The following is a 16,358-nucleotide window of genomic DNA, read 5'->3' on the forward strand; positions in this document are numbered from 1 at the left end:
TCCCCCACGATGGGGTTTCGAACCGGGAGGGCCACCTGGCACCGGGGAAGTGGTGTCAGGGGGTCCGACCGGGTCGAAGCCTCATCGCGGGGTCCTTCTCACTCGTTGGGGCGGGTTGCCCCACCGGGGAAGATCTCCTCGTCCATGCGGGCGAACTCGTCGTCCTGCGCCGACTGGTACGCCTCCCAGGCGGCGAGGTTCCAGACCTCGACCCGGTTGAACGCACCGATCACGGCGATCTCCTTGTCCAGTCCCGCGTAGTTCCTCAGAACCGGCGGAATCGTCACGCGTCCCTGTCCGTCGGGAACCTCCTGCGAGGCCCCCGCGGCGAACATGCGCTGGAAGTCACGGATCCCCTTCAGGGTCGAGGGCCCGCTCATGGCTGCCTGCGCCTGCCGCTGGAACTCCTCGACGGTGTAGATCGCGAGACAGCGCTCCTGCCCCTTCGCGATCACCAGCCCGTCGCCGAGTTCGTCCCGGAATTTCGCCGGGAGGACGAAGCGACCCTTGTCGTCCACCTTCGGGAAGTGGGTGCCCAAGAACATGGGACCCCTCCCTCCAGCATCCCTCGTCCTCCACTTGGACCCACTTTAACCCACTTCCCCCCACTCAGGGCAATGGACGCCGCCATATTCGTTCGCGTGGGGGCCATCGGGGGCACTGCCGCCCCTCCTGTGCCGGCCTCGAGGCGGCCGGTAGTGTGGGCGCGTGACGATGAACTCCACCGCTGTCGACGTGTCCGAGGTGACCGAGCTGGCCCGGCGGCTGCGTGACTCCGTGGGGTCCGTGATCGAGGGCAAGGCCGAGGCCGTGGACATGGCCCTGGTGGTCCTGCTCGCCGGTGGTCACCTCCTGATCGAGGACGTGCCCGGCGTGGGCAAGACGATGCTGGCCCGCACGTTGGCGAAGTCGATCGACTGCTCCGTGCGCCGCATCCAGTTCACGGCCGACCTGCTGCCCAGCGACATCACCGGCGTGTCGATCTTCAACCCCCAGACGCACGGCTTCGAGTTCAAGCCCGGCGGCGTGTTCGCCAACATCGTGATCGGCGACGAGATCAACCGCGCCTCACCCAAGACCCAGTCCGCCCTGCTGGAGGCGATGGAGGAGGCGCACGTCTCCGTCGACGGCACCACGCATGAGCTCCCGCGCCCGTTCATGGTGTTCGCCACCCAGAACCCGATCGAGATGCAGGGCACCTATCCGCTGCCGGAGGCCCAGCGCGACCGGTTCATGGCAGCCATCTCGATGGGCTACCCCACCCGCGCGGCCGAGATCGACATGCTGGAGCACCACGGGGCGAGCAACCCGCTGGACGCGCTGCGCCCCGTGACGGACGCCGAGGGCATCCTCTCGGCGCGCGCCACGGTGGCGGAGGTCTTCGTCCACGCCGCGCTGAAGGACTACGTGGTGTCCCTGGTCGCGGCCACGCGGGCGTCCGACCAGCTGCGGCTCGGCGCCTCCCCGCGCGCGAGCCTGCAGTTGCTGCGCGCCGCGCGCGCCCGCGCGGCCATGCTGGGCCGCGGCTACGTCATCCCCGAGGACGCCTCGACGCTCGCGGTGCCCGTGCTGGCCCACCGCGTCCTGTTGAGCCATCGCGCCCACACGGCCCAGGCCTCCACCGCGGACGTCGTGTCGTCGCTCGTGGCCGCGGTCCCCGCGCCGCGGCGCACCTAGGGACGGCATGGCCCCGATCCCCCGCCCCACCGTCCGCACCCTCCTCTTCTGGGGGCTGGGTGCGGTCGTCCTGGTGTTCGGGATGTCCCTGGGCAACCAGGACGCCGTCTGGCCCGCCCTGTTCCTGATGCTGCTGCCGGTGGTCACCCTGCTGGCCCTGCTGGTGCTGCGTCCCGCGTTCCGGTTGAGGCGAACGGTCGTTCCGGGCGTGGTCGGCGTCCGCGAGTCGGCCGAGGTACGCATCGTGGCCACCGCCGTGCGCGCCAGCCCGGGCGGGTACGTCATCGCCGAGGACGACCCGGGCGCCCTGCTGGGCGCGCCGCACCATGCGCGCCTGCACGCCGACCACCCGGGTGCCACCACCGAGACCTCCTACACGATCCGGGCGCGCAGGCGCGGGCGACACACACTGGACGGCTTCCGCGTCCGGTTCACCGACGTGCTGGGGTTCTGGGTCCACACCGTCAGGATCGCGCAACCCACGCCGCTGGTCGTCACGCCCGCCGTCGTGGCGCTGCCGGCCAGCAGGGCGGCCGCCTACGGCGTGACCGGGGAGACACCGATCCCCCAGACCGCGGTCTCGGGTCCCGACGATGCCCTGGTCCGCGAGTACCAGGCCCGCGACGACGTCCGGCGCATCCACTGGCCCTCGACCGCCCGGAGCGGGACCTTGATGGTGCGCCGCGAGGAGGCCGCCTGGGATCCCACCGCCTGGGTGCTGCTCGACTCGCGCGCGGCCACCCACCCGGACGCCCGCGGCGAACGCCCCACCTTCGAGTGGCTGGTCTCGGCGGCGGCGTCCATCGGACTCCGGCTGCTGTCGGACGGCTACTCCGTCACGCTCATCGACGCCGAGGGCGTCCGGCACGAGGTGTCGGCGAACCGGGTCGCCGCGTCCGCCGAGTGGCTCGACCCCCTGGTGGACGCCGACGTCACCGCCGTCCAGGACCTCCACGAGGCCACACTGCACATGGCCCAGGCGTCGTCCGAGAACCGCATCGTCGCCCTGCTCGGCGGCCTCGACCGGGGCACCGCCGACCTGCTGGCCGCGACCACGGCGTCCCGCCACGAGCGCACCGCGCTCGTCATGACCCCGGACGCCGACGCCCGGCCCGCCTTCGACGACGGCCGCGCAGTCCTGGTGGACCACGGTTGGGTCGTCCGTGAGGTGGAGGCGACCTCGGACATCGCGCGCGCTTGGGCCCCGGAGGGGGCGGGACGATGAGGATCGAGACGCGGCTCGGATTCGCCCTGGCGGTCGCCTTCTCCCTGCAACTGCTGCCCTGGACGCAGCTGACCCGCCACACGGCGGCCCTGCAGGCGGCGGGGGTCGTCATCGTGCTGGTGCTGGCGACCGGCTGGATCGCGCGACGCCTGCGGTGGCCCTCGACGAGCGTGGCCGTGGCCGAACTCGTGATGGCCGTGGCCGGCACCGTGGGGGCGGTCGCCTGGGCCAACGGCGCCCAACACCTGGAGCGCCTTCCCGCCCTGCTCGGCGAGGGCATCGCCTTCATCCAGAGCAGTTCGGCCCCCCTCTTCCCCCACCCCGGGGCCACCGTGGTCATCGTCATCGGCCCGGCGCTGCTGGCGATCGCGGCGGACGTGCTGGCCATCAGCACCGAGCGACCCGGCGTCGCCGCCATCCCGCTCGTGGCGATGTACCTGGTCATGGCCGTCGGACTCACCACCCCGACCCTGTTCAGCGAGTTCGTCCTGCTGGCGATCGGCATCGTCCTGGTCCTGCTGGCCGCGAGCCCGTGGGGTCGCGCCGACCGTCCGGGTGCCCGCATGGCGGCCCTCCTGACAGCGGCAGCCATGACCGTGGGCGCGCTCGGGGCGACGTGGGCCGTGGCTCGACTGGTCCCGACCTTCCAGCCGCGTCCCACCAACGAGCCGCTCCAGATGACAGACCCGTCGCTGGACCTCAAGCGCAACCTCGTCCAGGGATCGGACGAGGTGGTGATCCGGTACCGGACCGACAGCCCGGGGGGCACCTACCTCAAGCTCGCGACCCTGCCCGCACTGTCGACGGCCGGGTTCGCGCTCTCGGACGTCCGGGTCGCGACGGGCCGGATGCCGGAGCCGCCCGGGTCCCCGCGAGGGACCGTCCGGACGACGTCCGTCGAGATCGGAGACTTCTCCAGCGAGTGGCTCCCCGTCCCCTACGCCCCGACCTCGTTCGAGGCCCCCGGACAGTGGGGCTTCGCCCTGGACACGCTGGACGTGATGGCGCTGGCGGGCAGCGGGCGCACCAGCGCCACCCAGGGGATCAGCTACCAGGTGCGCAGCCTCGAGGTGCGCCCGGACGCCGCCGCGGTCGCCGGCGCCGGGTCGACGGGAGGCCCCAACCGCGACCTCACCCAGAGCCTGCCCGCCGAGGTGCCCGAACGCGTCCGCACGCTGGCGCAGTCCGTGACGGCGGCCGCGCCGACAGCGGGCGCCAAGGCGCAGGCGATCGAGGCGTACCTGCGCTCGCCGGACTTCACCTACTCCACGGCGGTCACGGCCGGCACCGGCGATGGCCTCGCGACGATCGACGACTTCCTGTTCCGGTCACGGACCGGCTACTGCGAGCAGTTCGCCGGGGCCATGGCGATCATGGCGCGGGAGGTGGGCATTCCGACCCGCATGGCCGTGGGCTTCGTCCCGGGCACCCAGGAGGGCGACACCTGGGGTGTGAGCGCGCGGGACCTGCACACGTGGCCCGAGTTGTGGCTGGACGGCCTGGGGTGGGTCGCGTTCGAGCCCACCCCCTCGCGCGGCAGCGCGGGGACCGGCAGCGTCGATGCCCCGCAGCCCGGGGGGACGCCCGGACCGACCGCGGCTCCGGCGACGGCCCAGGAGAGCCCGTCGCCCGCTCCGGCGGACGTCATCCCCACGGAGGAGCCCGCCCCCACGCCCGAGGGGTCGAGCCCTCAGGTGGACCTCGGGGCCTGGGTTCCGGTTCTGCTCGTGGTGCTCGTCGCCGTGGCCGGGGCGGCGGCGCTCCTGGTGCCCCGCATGCTGCGCGCCCGCCGTCGCCGAATGCGGCTGGCCGGCACCGGCGATGCCCGGGCCGACACCTTGGCCGCGTGGGACGAGGTGCGCGAGGTGGTCGCCGACCTGCGACTCCCGTGGCCGGACGGCTCCCCCCGGTTCGCCGCGGAGCGCCTCGTCAGCGCACTGGGCGGCGACGAGACGGCGACGGCGGCACTGCGCGGCCTGGCTGCGGCCACCGAGCGGGCGCTCTACGACCGGAGCGAGAACTTCGACCTGGCGGGTCGGTGGGAGCCCCAGGTGGTCGCCATCACGGCCGCCCTCACGGAGCAGGAGCGCGGACGCACGGGACGGCGTGCGGGAAGCAGCAACGCGCCGCCCCGCAGGGCCGCGCGCTGAGCTCGGTTCGGTTCGTCGAGGAGCAGGTCAGAAGGCGTCGTCGCCTCGTCGCCAAGGATCGTCGATGTGGTCGGTGAACGCGGAGTCCTCGGGCCGTCGACCATGTGACTGCGTCTCCACGACACGCCACGACTTGATGGCGACAACGGTCGACGCCAGCATGATGACGAAACCGACGACGCTGATGATCCACGTGATCTGCATGCCGCCGATGAGGGCGGCCAGACCGACCACGAAGCCCAGCCCCGCGATCGCGGCCCGGCGACGGTGAAGCTTGCGCGTCGTCGTACCACGGAGCGTGTTGGCGAGCTTCGGATCCTCAGCCGCGAGGGCGGCCTCGAGCTGCTCCAGGAGCCGTTGCTCCTTGTCGGACAGTGCCATCGCGCCTCCCTTCCTCGTGGGCGGCACCCCAGTGAGGGATGTGGGACAAGTGTAGGCGCCCACTGACTCAAACGGAACCGGACCGTCTCGTCAACGTGGCCCGCGAGACCGCGTGCGGCCCGAATCGGGCGATGGCGGCATCGGCCGCACGTTCCGCCTCGCGCCACCCTCGATCAGGCTCGTCCAGGGCCGGTTGGGTGGCGACCTGGTCGACGTCCAACACGTGCTCGACCCGGATGCCCACCCGGCGCAGTCGGGGTCGCTCGAGCCGGAACGCGCGCAACAGTCGGAGGGACGCGGCGTACACCTCATTGGTGGCGTCGGTCGGGTAGGGCAAGGTGAGCGACTTCTGGACGGTGCGGAAGTCGGCGAAGCGCAGGCTGAGGGTGACGGTGCGGCCGACGACGCGCGCCATGCGCATGCGCGACGCCACCCGCGCGCTGGTACGGAGCAACTCGGTGCGGACGAGGTCCAGGTCGTCGGTGTCCTTCGAGAACGTCTCCTGGCTGCCGACACTGCGGTCGCTCGGCTCGGTCGCGACGACGCGGCGTCCGTCGATGCCCCACGCGAACTCCCACAACTCCTCCCCGGCGCGCGCCCCGAAGGCCCGCTGCAGGGTGGACTTCGGCGTGTGCGCGACGTCGGCGACCGTGTAGAGGCCCAGCTTGTTGAGCTTCTCGGTGGTGGACGGCCCCACCCCCCAGATCTTCTCGACCGCCTGGGGGTGCAGGAACGGGATCACCTCGCCGGGATGGACGCGGAACAGCCCGTTCGGCTTGGCCTTGTTCGAGGACATCTTGGCGATCAGCTTGGTCGGCGCGATGCCCACCGAGCACGGAATGCCCTGCTCGTCGGCCACCAGCGCCCGGATGAGCTCCCCCACCTCCTCCGGCTCCCCCAGGAGGCGACGCGTTCCGGTGATGTCGAGGAACGCCTCGTCGAGAGAGACCTTCTCGACGTGCGGGGTGATCGTGGAGAAGATCGCGAACACCCCGTCCGAGGCGGCCTCGTAGGCGTCGTAGTCGGGTTTGATGGCGATCGCCTCGGGGCACAGCCGACGCGCCCGGGTCGACGACATGCCCCCCTCGACCCCGAACGCGCGGGCCTCGTAGGACGCCGACAGCACCACCCCGCGGTTGGCGCCCCCGACCCACACCGGCTTGCCCCGCAACTCGGGACGGCGGCGGAGCTCGACGGCCACGTAGAAGGCGTCCATGTCGACGTGGGCGAGGACAGGCACGACACCTCCTAGATTCGAACACCGATTCGAATCACATGCTAGGCCGTGGCTCCGACCCTTCGTCAAGCAGCCCCGCCCACCCCGGCCCGGCCACCCCGGCCCGGATCGCGCCTCACGCGGTCAACGTGACGCCCTCCGCTGGCGCGCGCTCCACGACTGCGGGGACAGCTGTCGCGCGCGTCCGCCCGATCCCGAGCGCTGCCCGCACCTGACCGGCACGGATGAGGAGCCCGGCCACCACGTCATCGATCGCGTTGCGCGTGCCGACGAGGCACCCAACCCGTACAGCGTCAGGACGGCGGTGAACCCGGCGTACAGCCCGAGGGGCGACCCCAGCGTGACCAGGGCCACGAGGGCCACCACCAGGCCCTGGAGCCCCAGCGCCGCCGGGAACAGGATGAAGTACGGCGGGGCGGACACGCGGTCGGCGATCTTGGGCGTCCGCAGGAAGGGTGCCTTCGTCCCGTTGAACGCCTGCTGGAGGGAACGCAATCCGCCCGCGAGGTTCACCGCCACCAGCAGCATGTTGAATCCGTACACGCGGAAGGTGTCACTGGCCCGGTACCCGTTGCGGGCGAGGTCCCCGGCGTGCGTCACCAGGTAGGGGGCTGCCAGGAGGGGCACCAACCACGGCACGACGATCCCGTCCAGGAGGTGGGCGGGGACCAGCAGCATGAGCAGCAGTCCCGTGGCCGTGACCGGCATCGAGGTGAGGTAGTGGAACTGGAGCAGCAGCCCGGGCAGCGGGGTGCGCTCGCCGCGCCGCGCACGCGTGCGCAACAACTCGCCCAGCTTGGGGAGGATGATGAGCCCGCCGTTGGCCCACCGCCGCCGCTGGATGACGAGCGAGCCGAAGTCGGGCGGCGTGGCGCTGTAGGCCAGCCGCTCCGGGAGGTTGTGCAGCGACCAGCCCTGGACGAGCAGGTCAAGGCTCGACTCGGTGTCCTCGATCACGGTCCGGTCCTGGATGTACCGGGTGATGGGGTGCCCGTCCTCCAGCGTCGTGGTGGCGATGGCGTCCAGCGCCTCCCTGCGCAGCACCGCGTTGGCGCCGACCCAGAAGGTGGCCCCGTAGTGGGTCATGCCTTGGTGCAGGAGGTACTGGATGTCGGTGGTCGCCCCGGCGATCCGTTCGAGCTCGCTGGTGGCACCGGGGAAGGCGGAATAGGGCGTCTGCGCGACCCCTACACGTCGGTTGGCCGGCTGCTCCATGAAGTGCACCAGGCGCAGGGCGTAGTCGGGCAGGAGGACGCTGTCGGCGTCCAGGGTGAGCACGTAGTCGGACGTCGGGAACCGCCGGTCGCCGAGCTGCCCACCCATGACGCTGAGGTAGGAGTTCAGGTTCATCGCCTTGTTCGGCTCGTGCGAGAGGTGCGCGTACGCCTTGCGCTCGAAGGAGGTGACCCGGACCGAGAGGGTGTCGACCAGCCGGGTGTACAGCGACGCCACGGCCTCGCGCGACACCGTGCCGCCCGAGGCGACGGACGCGGTGCGCTCGGCCTCCGCCTCGTACTCCCGGGCCAGCGCGAGCAGCACGTCGTCCGCGAACAGGCGATCACCGTGGTCGCCCGCCCGCCACTCCACCGCCCAGTTCCGCAGCGCGGACGCCACGGCCGCCAAGCAGTCACTGACGGCGCACAGGTCGCCCGTCCTCGCCGCACCGGTCGGGCCACCCTCCAGGAACCGGCCGTAGTCGGCCTCCACGCGGCGGCGGACGGGCTCGAGTTGGGCCTCGACCCGCGCCGGCATCGCGCGGGCGTCGGCCAGCAGGGACGCCGCCCCGGACCCCTGCGGGGGGTGGGGCGGATCGTCGATGAGCAGGACGATGCGGACGTCGGGGTACTCCAGCAGCGCGGCCGACAGCAGCGTGCGGCGGATGACTTGGGGCTCCTCGCGATACTAGGGCACCAGCACGGTGATGGAGGGGCGGCGCTCGCGCACCGTGGCCCGCGCCACCGCCAAGGAGACCGGGACGTGGGTCGCGAAGCGGCGGGCGGCGCCGATCCGGGCGAGCAGGTGCATGGCCGTCGCGAAGGTGAGGAGGGTGCTCAGGGTCAGGTAGGCGGCGATCGCCACGGTGGTGGCCCAGTGCTCGAACGCCCTGGCGGCCAGGGCGTTGCCGACCACGAGGACGGACATCAGGACCCACAGGGCGAGCGTGAGGACCAGGGCGCCGATCGCACCGGACGCGCCGCCGGCGATGGGGTTGCGCATGCGAAGAGGGGATGCTTGAACGGGGGACGTGTACCCGGGGGCGGTGTTCACGTTCCCTCATGCTAGGGCAGTGCACCTTCGAACCGGCAATGTTGCGCGCACTTGCAGCAGGGCAGGTTTCCATTTGCGGAGCCTGGTGATCCGATCAACGCCCTCCATCTTTCTTCCTCGCACGAAGCCGGCCCGGCGTACGCTGGAAAATGGGACAAATCGTCCCCAAGGTTGACAATTGAACGAGGATTGAGGTGTCCCTTGAAGGCACCACGCGCACCATGCAGAAATACTGGGATTCGGAGCACTCCGACGTCAGCATGATGGCGGACGATGTCGTCTTCACCATGATGGCCACCGGTGAGGACACCAAGACCCCCGAAGGGGTCCAAGCGATGCTCAACTACTTCTACCATGTCGCCTTCGACGCGACCGCCACGACCGATTGGTCGGTCATCGGTGATGGGCGCGCCGTGGTGGAGGGCGAGGTGATCGGATAGCACATCGGCGAGTTCGCGGGAATTCCCGCCACCGGAAAGGACATCAAGGTCCCCATCTGCGTGGTCTACGACCTCGAGGATGACCTCATCAAGAAGGCCCGCATCTACTTCGAGATCCCTGTCCTCATGCAACAGCTGGGGGTGACGACGTAGCTCTCCGTTCGAACTCGTTCGACGCATTCGCGCCACCACGCCTCAGCGGCCCGACGACCCCGGACTGGAGTGCCACAGCTTGCGGCCCGGGTCGGCGTACCGCTGCGGAACCGACTTGGGCGACTCGCCGGCCGGCGCGACGTCGGTGTAGGGCGACTGCACGAACCCGCTGGGGTGGATGAGCACCCGGCGCTGCCCCATGCCGCCGGCCGCCCCGGCATGCTCGGTATCGGCGCGGCGCCGGGCCCGCTCCCCCTGCGACCCGCCCTCGCCGTCGGCGTACGGCCGATCCTGGGACTTCGCGTTCCAGTCCGCCTTGAGCCGTTCGTTCTCGACCACGACGGACGCCTGCGCCGCGAGTTCGGCGTCGATCAGGGCGTGGACGGCGCCGACCGCGGCCCGTTCGTCGCCGGTCGCCTCGAGCGTGGAGCGCCACAGCGCCTCGAGGTGGAGCAGGTCCCACGCGCCCAGCGCCCTCAGGGAGACGCCACGGGCGCCCGTCCGGCGCAGTTCCCCCACCCCCACGATCAGCCACGCGTTGAAGACCGTCCGTGCGAAGGGACCCTGGGCGTCCTCGAAGAAGGTGAGGTCGACCGGCCCCGTCCCGTCGTCCAGGGTCAGGAAGACCACCCGCTTGCCCGACTTCACCGGCGGCGTCTGCGTGGCCACCTTCACCCCGGCCACCAGCAGCCGGCTGCCGCTGCGCCGCTTCATCTGCTCGTCCGACTTCGTCGTGCCGATCGCCTCGATGAAGTCGCGGTGGTCCTCCATGACGTGGCGGGTGGCGTCCAGGCCCAGCACGGCCAGCTCGGCGGCCATCCGCTCCTGCGAGGTCATCTCGGGCAGCCCGGACACCACCACGTCGAGCGGCCCTTCGACAAGCTCAGGGTTGGAGGGGGTGAAGTCGAACGCCACCTGGACGGCCTGGTGGCCGGTCGCGCCACCCGACCCGAGCCCTCGTGCGCGGCCGTGGGCCCGGGCGTCCACGCGGTCGGCCCGTTCGAGGTCGGCCAGGGTGAGCAGCAGGTCACGACGGGTGACCCGCCCGCGCGTTCCCAGCCCGTGCGGCCGGTCGATGCCGTAGAGGGAGTCGAAACCGCCCGCCAGCACGAGGTGCTCGGCGACGTCGGATCCCGGCCGCGCGCGGTGCCAGAAGTCGACCAGTCCGCTGTAGGGCTGCCCCGTGACGATGCGCTCCACCTCGGCCTCGCTGATGCCCTTCACGTCGGTCAGGGCGATCCGGATGCCGAGGGCCCCGCCCTCCACCTCCTCCACCCGGTACACGTCCCCCGAGGCGTTGACGTCCAACCCCAGCACCGGGATGCCCATGCGCCGCGCCTCCGCGAGGATCAGCCGCTTGGGGTACATGCCCGGGTCGTGCGTGAGCAGCCCGGCGATGAAGGCCGCGCCGTGGTGCCACTTCAGCCACGCCGACTGGTAGGTGGGCAGCGCGAACGCCGCCGCGTGGGCCTTGCAGAACCCGAAGGACGCGAACGAGACGAGGATGGCCCAGACATCGGAGATGAGCCGCTCGTCGTAGCCGAGCTTGCGGGCGGCCGGGAAGAACCAGCGCTTCACGTCCTCCTGCCCCTCGGGCGAGCCGAGCGCGCGCCGGGCCTCGTCGCCGTAGGCCAACGAGCAGCCCGTCATGGCGGCGACGACCTTGATCACCTGCTCGTGGAACACGATGACGCCCTTGGTCTCGGCCAGGGCGGGCTTCAGGTTGGGGTGGGGGTACACCGCCTCGGACCAGCCGTTGCGGGCCCTCAGGAACGGCACCACCATGTCCGACTTCACCGGGCCGGGCCGGAACAGGCTGATGTCGATGACGAGGTCGTTGAACTCGCTCGGGGAGAACTTGCCGACCAGTTCCCGCTGGCCGGGCGACTCGATCTGGAAGCAGCCGATGGTCTCGGCGCGCGAGATCATCCCGTACACGTCGGGGTCGTCGTAGGGCGCCAGCGCGTCGATGTCGATGCGCTCCCCGGAAACCCGTTCGATCTCGTCCAGCGCGTGCGCCATCGACGACTGCATTCGGATGCCGAGGATGTCGAGCTTCAGCAGGCCCAGGTCCTCCACGTCATCCTTGTCGAACTGGCTCATCTGGTAGCCGCCGAACGAGGACTCCACCGGCGTCCGGTCGCCCAGCGTCGCGTCGGACAGGATCACCCCGCACGGGTGCAGCGCCACGTGGCGGGGCAGCCCGTCCAGCCCCTCGACCAGCTCGAACAGCACCCGCAACTGCGCGTCACCGAGGTTGGCCCGGCGCAGTTCGGGCAACTCGCGCAGGGCGTGCCGGACGTCGCGGGCCCGGATGTGCGGGAACGACTTGGCGATCTGGTCGATGTCGCCCGGCGGGAGGCTCATCGCGGCCCCCACGTCGCGGATCGCGTGCCGGACGCGGTACGTCTCCAGCATCGCCACCGCCGCGACCCGGTCGGCGCCGAAGTCGGCGAACACCCGGTCGTACACCTCGAGCCGACGCGCGGACTCCACGTCGATGTCGATGTCGGGCAGCGCGCGGCGCAGCGGCGAGAGGAACCGCTCCATGATCAGGTCGTAGCGGATCGGGTCGACCCCCGAGATGCCCAGGCAGTAGTTGACCAGCGACCCCGCGCCCGAGCCGCGCGCCGCCACCCGGATGCCCATCTCCTTCACCGTGTCGACGACCTGGGCCACGGTCAGGAAGTAGGCGGCGAACCCCATCTGCTCGATGACCGCCAACTCGTCGTCGAGCCGATCACGCACGGACGCCGTGGGTGCGGCATAGCGGGCGGCCAAGCCGGATTCGCACCGCGCGCGGAGCTCGACCAACCCGCCCGGGAACTCGGGCAGGTGGATCTCACCCAGCCCGATGTCGGTGACCGGGTCGAGGCGGCACCGCGCCGCGAGGTGGCGGGTGTCGCCGATGAGCCTCGACGCGTCGCGGCGACCGGCCAGGAGGGCGACCTCCTCGGCGGTGGGCAGCATCTCCTTGCCGGACTTCAGGTACCCCTCGGCGTTGCGCCGGTCGACGTTGCGGACGTCCAACGGCACGAGGCGGCGGGCGGCGTCCAGCACGTCGGCGACGGGGGCGTCCGACTTGTGCGCCATGCGGACGGCATTGGTGAGGACGCCGGTCAGGCCGTGGGCGTCCGCGAACCCGAGCATGCGCCCGGCCAGCCGCGCCGACCCCGGTCCGGCTCCCGCGAGGTGGTGGTTGGTCACGCCGACGACGAGTTGGTGGGGCGCGACGACCTCCAGCCAGTCGGCCAGCACCCCCTCGGCGGCCCGGTCGTCGCGGCGGGCCAGCGCGACCCCCAGGTCTGAGTCGGGACCGAGCACGACCACGACGTCGTCGCGGTGCTCCCCCACCAGCTCCCGGGTGGTGACCGGCGCCCCCCGCTCGCCGCGGGCGTGGGTGGCGCTGACCAGCCGACACAGCGACCCCCACCCTTCTCGCGACTCGGCCAGGACGACCGCCCGCGCACTGCCCCGCTCCGGACGCCGTGGGTCGTTCGCCACCGCGAGGTCGGCCCCCACCACCGGCGCGATGCCGCTGGCCAGGCACGCTTTCGCGAACCGGACCGCCCCGTAGAGGCCGTCGCGGTCGGTGAGTCCCAGCGTGTCCATGTCGTGGCCGGCGGCGGCCTCGACGAGCGCGCTGGGGTGGGACGCCCCGTACTGCAGCGAGTACCCGGACGCCACGCGCAGGTGGACGAAGGGATCAGGCATGCGACGCCCCCAGGCTGGCCGCCGCCCGAGCGAACGCGTGCGCGTCGCGGACGAGGTCGTCGGCCTGACGCGTGCTGATGATGCCCACGGCCCCGGCATCGACGGCCCGCACCTTGAGCTGGATCATCGCGAAGTACTCGGCCCACTCCCCCAGCTCGGGCGCGACGCGGGCGAGCACCGTCCAGATGCCCACCCGCTCCCGCAACCGCGGACGCCGGCGCGCCAGCACGCCGGCGGCCACCCGCAGCGCGGCACGGTGGGCGGCCAGGTAGCGCTCGGCGGGACGTACGGCGTCCTCGGCGGCGGCCAGGGCTGCGGCGATGTCGTCGGCTGCGTCCGGGACGCCGATGGTGCGGACCTGTTCGGCGGACATCAGTCCACCACCGTCCGCAGGATCCATTCCTCGCCGTTGACCGGGTGCGCCAATTCGTACACGCCCGGCAACGACGAACGCCCCGAACTGGCCAGCACGCGGTACACCTCGGCCTCGGCGAGCAGGTCGTCGGACTCCTTCAACCGCCACCAGTCCGCAGTCTCACGCCAACGCGACTCCACCCCCAGCACGCGCCACAGCTTGCGGCGCCACAGGAACTCCACCGGCCCGGGCAGCCCGTCCACCTCGCCCGCGCGCACCGCGATCGGTTCGTCATAGCGTCGCATGGTTCACCCCCGGAAAGCCCTCTTTCGAACACTTGTTCGATGGATTCACCACTCTACGCACCCCCTCCGACAGTCCGTCAAGAGGGTTCGTCCAGAGGGCTGGAGGGGGCGGAAACCAGGAACCTCACCGACGCGAGCGCACGCTCCCGGGCTCGGTCGTCCCCAGCAGTTCCGACACGGTCACGAGCGTGAATCCGCGCTGGTGCAGGCCCTCGATGATGCGCGGCACGGCGTCCACCGTCCACGGGGTGTCGTGGAGGAGCACGATCGAACCCGACTTGGCGCCGCCCACCGCGGCCGTCACCGTGGCGTCCGCCGAGTGGGTCCTCCAGTCGAGGGTGTCGATGTCCCACAGCACGAGGGGGAGGCCGGCCACCTGCTGAGTCGTGACGTCGTACTCGCCGTACGGCGGTCGGAACAGCGTGGCCCGGACGCCGGCGCGCGCGATCTCCGCCTGGGCCCGGTCCACCTGGGCGCGCTGCGCGGCGGCGTCGAGCCGGATCAGTTGCTGGTGGTCATGGCTGTGGTTGCCGACCTCGTGCCCCTCGGCGACCATCCGCCGCACCGCGTCGGGTGCGACGCGCACCGAGGACCCGAGCACGAAGAAGGTCGCCGGCGTGCCGAGCCCGGCGAGTTCGTCGAGCAGCCGCGGCGTGGACTTGCCGGGACCGTCGTCGAACGTCAGCGCCACGCACGCCACCGCTGAGCAGTCGACCGGGTCCCTGGGCGGGGGCGCCACCGGCCCAGCCGCCGACGGGGACGCCGAGTGCACCAGTCCGGTGGCCGCCTCCCGGACGAGCCAGCCCTGCTCCGAGAGGAACCCGTCGACGACCGAGGGTGCCAGCGTGACCTCGGCCACGCCGTCCTCCGACGGCAGCACGAGGCTCGCGGCGACCCGGACGACCAGTTCGCCACGCGGGCCGAACACGAGGTCATCGAGCAGGCGGTCCGACACCTCCGGAATCGCGGCGCGATCCTCCAGGACGGGACGCCCCTGGGCACGCAGCGCGTCCACCACGGCGTCCGCGGCCGAACGACGCGCGCTCGGCGCGATGAGTTCGGCTGAGCGCAGCGCCCGTCCGGCAGCACGCTCGCCGTAGCGGACCGACGACGACTCCGCCCCTGAGCCGCCGACGAACTCTGAAACAAAGGTGCGGATGCCGACCCAGCCCGGCGAGTCCAGCACGGTCTCCCACGTGGCATGCAACTCCGGGGGTGCGGTCTTCGAGGGGGACGTGTCGGCCAGGAAACGGGCCTCCCGCGCGCCCAGGTCCGTCGCCATCAGGCGCGTCAGCGCGTACGCCCCCGGCACGACGGGCCACTGGAGGTGCACCGCGCGGGTCGGGTCGTCGTGGGAGAGTGTCTCGACGGTCCAACTGGGGCCGAGGGCCGGCGCCGCGCTGGACGCCGACGTGACGGGCTGAGGCGCGGCCGTCGGTGCGGGCGTGGCCGTCGCTGCGGGAGCGGTCGTCGCCCCCGGCGAGGACATCGCCGCCGGCGGGGACGCCGCGCAACCACCCAGCCCCAAGGACAGGACGACCACCCAGGCGACCGCGCGGCCACCCCGGCAGATCACTGCTGGCGGAACGAATCGTCCATCACGTCGACCCGCGGCGGGCGCAGGATCGAGCGGGCGACATTGCGGAAGTCGTGCGTGTCGAGGATGTGTGCCGCTTCCTCGTCGGTGAGGTGATAGGCGTGCGCCAGCATACGGACGTGCTCGGTGTAGAAGGCGTGTAGCTTGTCCACGCCCTTCAGGAACTCCAGCGCATCGCTCATGGTGCCTCCTGTTGGGTGGGGTGCCCCAGAAGGGCCGGAACGGCGCCCACCCTACCGGTACTAACCTGAGCCCATGGAGATGCTTCCCGCCGCCTTCGCCTCGGGCTGGGCCAGCGGCATCAACGCGTGGGGCACGGTGCTCGTGCTCGGCGTGCTGGGCCGCTTCGCCGGGATCGAGGGGATCCCCGCCGGGTTCCAGCGCACCGAGGTCCTCATCATCGTGGCCGTCCTGTGCGCCATCGAGGTGGTCGCCGACAAGATCCCCTACGTCGACAGCGCGTGGGACACCGTCTCCACCGTCATCCGCCCCATCGCGGGAGCGGTCATCGGCGCCCTGTACGCGGGCGCCACGGGCGACCTCGCCACAGTCACGCTGGCCTCGGTCGGCGGCATCACCGCGCTGGTCAGCCACCTCACGAAGGCGGGCATACGGCTCGCGGTGAACACCTCACCCGAGCCGTTCACCAACGTGGCAGCCTCCTCCGCCGGCGACGTGGCGGTGACGGGCGTGGCCACCCTTGTCGCGCTGGCCCCGGTCGCCGCCGCCATCGTGGTCGCGGTCCTGCTCGTGGTCGGCGTCCTCGTGCTGTGGCGGATCTCCCGTCGCGTCCGACGCGGTTGGGCGGCCTTCCAACGCTGGCGCAACCGCACCGACTCCCCCACACCTGCCTGAC

The 16,358-nt window shown here is 71.7% G+C and carries 15 protein-coding genes; 5 read left to right on the forward strand and 10 right to left on the reverse strand.

Annotated elements, in window-relative coordinates; all coding sequences use genetic code 11:
* Positions 1-98: 98 nt before the first annotated feature.
* A complete protein-coding gene (gene mraZ, locus AC5YDV_RS03025) occupies positions 99-545 on the reverse strand; it encodes a division/cell wall cluster transcriptional repressor MraZ (protein ID WP_496182119.1) in 447 nt (148 codons plus the stop codon).
* Between the two features lie 169 nt (positions 546-714).
* Here mraZ and AC5YDV_RS03030 point away from each other — a divergent pair, with 169 nt between their 5' ends.
* The 3 genes from AC5YDV_RS03030 to AC5YDV_RS03040 are packed head-to-tail and all read left to right on the forward strand — an operon-like array spanning position 715 to position 5,052.
* Complete coding sequence (locus AC5YDV_RS03030; RefSeq protein WP_496182200.1) at positions 715-1,677, forward strand: AAA family ATPase; 963 nt, start codon at positions 715-717, stop codon at positions 1,675-1,677.
* A gap of 7 nt (positions 1,678-1,684) precedes the next feature.
* On the forward strand, positions 1,685-2,902 hold the full coding sequence (locus AC5YDV_RS03035; protein WP_496182120.1) for a DUF58 domain-containing protein: 1,218 nt from the start codon (positions 1,685-1,687) through the stop codon (positions 2,900-2,902).
* Positions 2,899-5,052, forward strand: coding sequence for a transglutaminase TgpA family protein (locus tag AC5YDV_RS03040; protein WP_496182121.1), 2,154 nt, complete (start codon positions 2,899-2,901; stop codon positions 5,050-5,052). The genes AC5YDV_RS03035 and AC5YDV_RS03040 overlap by 4 nt, the downstream gene beginning before the upstream one ends.
* A gap of 27 nt (positions 5,053-5,079) precedes the next feature.
* On the opposite strand, the gene AC5YDV_RS03045 is transcribed toward AC5YDV_RS03040, so the two are convergent.
* From AC5YDV_RS03045 to AC5YDV_RS03060, 4 genes are all read right to left on the reverse strand, one after another.
* Entirely contained in the window at positions 5,080-5,433 is a 354-nt protein-coding gene (locus tag AC5YDV_RS03045; RefSeq protein WP_496182122.1) for an SCO2097 family morphological protein, read from the reverse strand.
* Positions 5,434-5,500: 67 nt separating this feature from the next.
* Positions 5,501-6,673: a DNA polymerase IV gene (dinB, locus tag AC5YDV_RS03050; protein ID WP_496182123.1), complete on the reverse strand. Its 1,173-nt coding sequence runs from the start codon at positions 6,671-6,673 to the stop codon at positions 5,501-5,503.
* Between the two features lie 120 nt (positions 6,674-6,793).
* Entirely contained in the window at positions 6,794-8,422 is a 1,629-nt protein-coding gene (locus tag AC5YDV_RS03055; protein ID WP_496182124.1) for a glycosyltransferase family 2 protein, read from the reverse strand.
* 150 nt (positions 8,423-8,572) lie between these two features.
* The gene (locus AC5YDV_RS03060) at positions 8,573-8,887 is read right to left on the reverse strand and encodes a hypothetical protein (protein ID WP_496182125.1); all 315 of its coding nucleotides are present in this window, start codon (positions 8,885-8,887) and stop codon (positions 8,573-8,575) included.
* A gap of 272 nt (positions 8,888-9,159) precedes the next feature.
* Here AC5YDV_RS03060 and AC5YDV_RS03065 point away from each other — a divergent pair, with 272 nt between their 5' ends.
* Positions 9,160-9,378: a nuclear transport factor 2-like protein gene (locus tag AC5YDV_RS03065; protein ID WP_496182126.1), complete on the forward strand. Its 219-nt coding sequence runs from the start codon at positions 9,160-9,162 to the stop codon at positions 9,376-9,378.
* A gap of 195 nt (positions 9,379-9,573) precedes the next feature.
* Here the strand turns inward: AC5YDV_RS03065 and AC5YDV_RS03070 are convergent, their stop codons facing one another.
* From AC5YDV_RS03070 to AC5YDV_RS03090, 5 genes are all read right to left on the reverse strand, one after another.
* Positions 9,574-13,245, reverse strand: coding sequence for a DNA polymerase III subunit alpha (locus tag AC5YDV_RS03070; RefSeq protein ID WP_496182127.1), 3,672 nt, complete (start codon positions 13,243-13,245; stop codon positions 9,574-9,576).
* Positions 13,238-13,618, reverse strand: a complete 381-nt coding sequence (locus AC5YDV_RS03075; protein WP_496182128.1) for an SAV_6107 family HEPN domain-containing protein — start codon at positions 13,616-13,618, stop codon at positions 13,238-13,240. Before AC5YDV_RS03075 ends, AC5YDV_RS03070 begins: the two co-directional genes overlap by 8 nt.
* Positions 13,618-13,905 (reverse strand): DUF6504 family protein, encoded by a 288-nt coding sequence (locus tag AC5YDV_RS03080; RefSeq protein ID WP_496182129.1) that lies wholly within the window; start codon positions 13,903-13,905, stop codon positions 13,618-13,620. The genes AC5YDV_RS03075 and AC5YDV_RS03080 overlap by 1 nt, the downstream gene beginning before the upstream one ends.
* 124 nt (positions 13,906-14,029) lie before the next feature.
* The gene (locus AC5YDV_RS03085) at positions 14,030-15,448 is read right to left on the reverse strand and encodes a polysaccharide deacetylase family protein (protein ID WP_496182130.1); all 1,419 of its coding nucleotides are present in this window, start codon (positions 15,446-15,448) and stop codon (positions 14,030-14,032) included.
* Between the two features lie 29 nt (positions 15,449-15,477).
* Positions 15,478-15,684, reverse strand: coding sequence for a hypothetical protein (locus tag AC5YDV_RS03090; RefSeq protein ID WP_496182131.1), 207 nt, complete (start codon positions 15,682-15,684; stop codon positions 15,478-15,480).
* A gap of 73 nt (positions 15,685-15,757) precedes the next feature.
* On the opposite strand from AC5YDV_RS03090, the gene AC5YDV_RS03095 reads away from it, so the two are divergent.
* Positions 15,758-16,357 (forward strand): DUF4126 domain-containing protein, encoded by a 600-nt coding sequence (locus tag AC5YDV_RS03095; RefSeq protein ID WP_496182132.1) that lies wholly within the window; start codon positions 15,758-15,760, stop codon positions 16,355-16,357.
* Position 16,358 lies beyond the last annotated feature (1 nt).

The sequence above is a fragment of the Propioniciclava sp. LT432 genome (assembly GCF_059515965.1).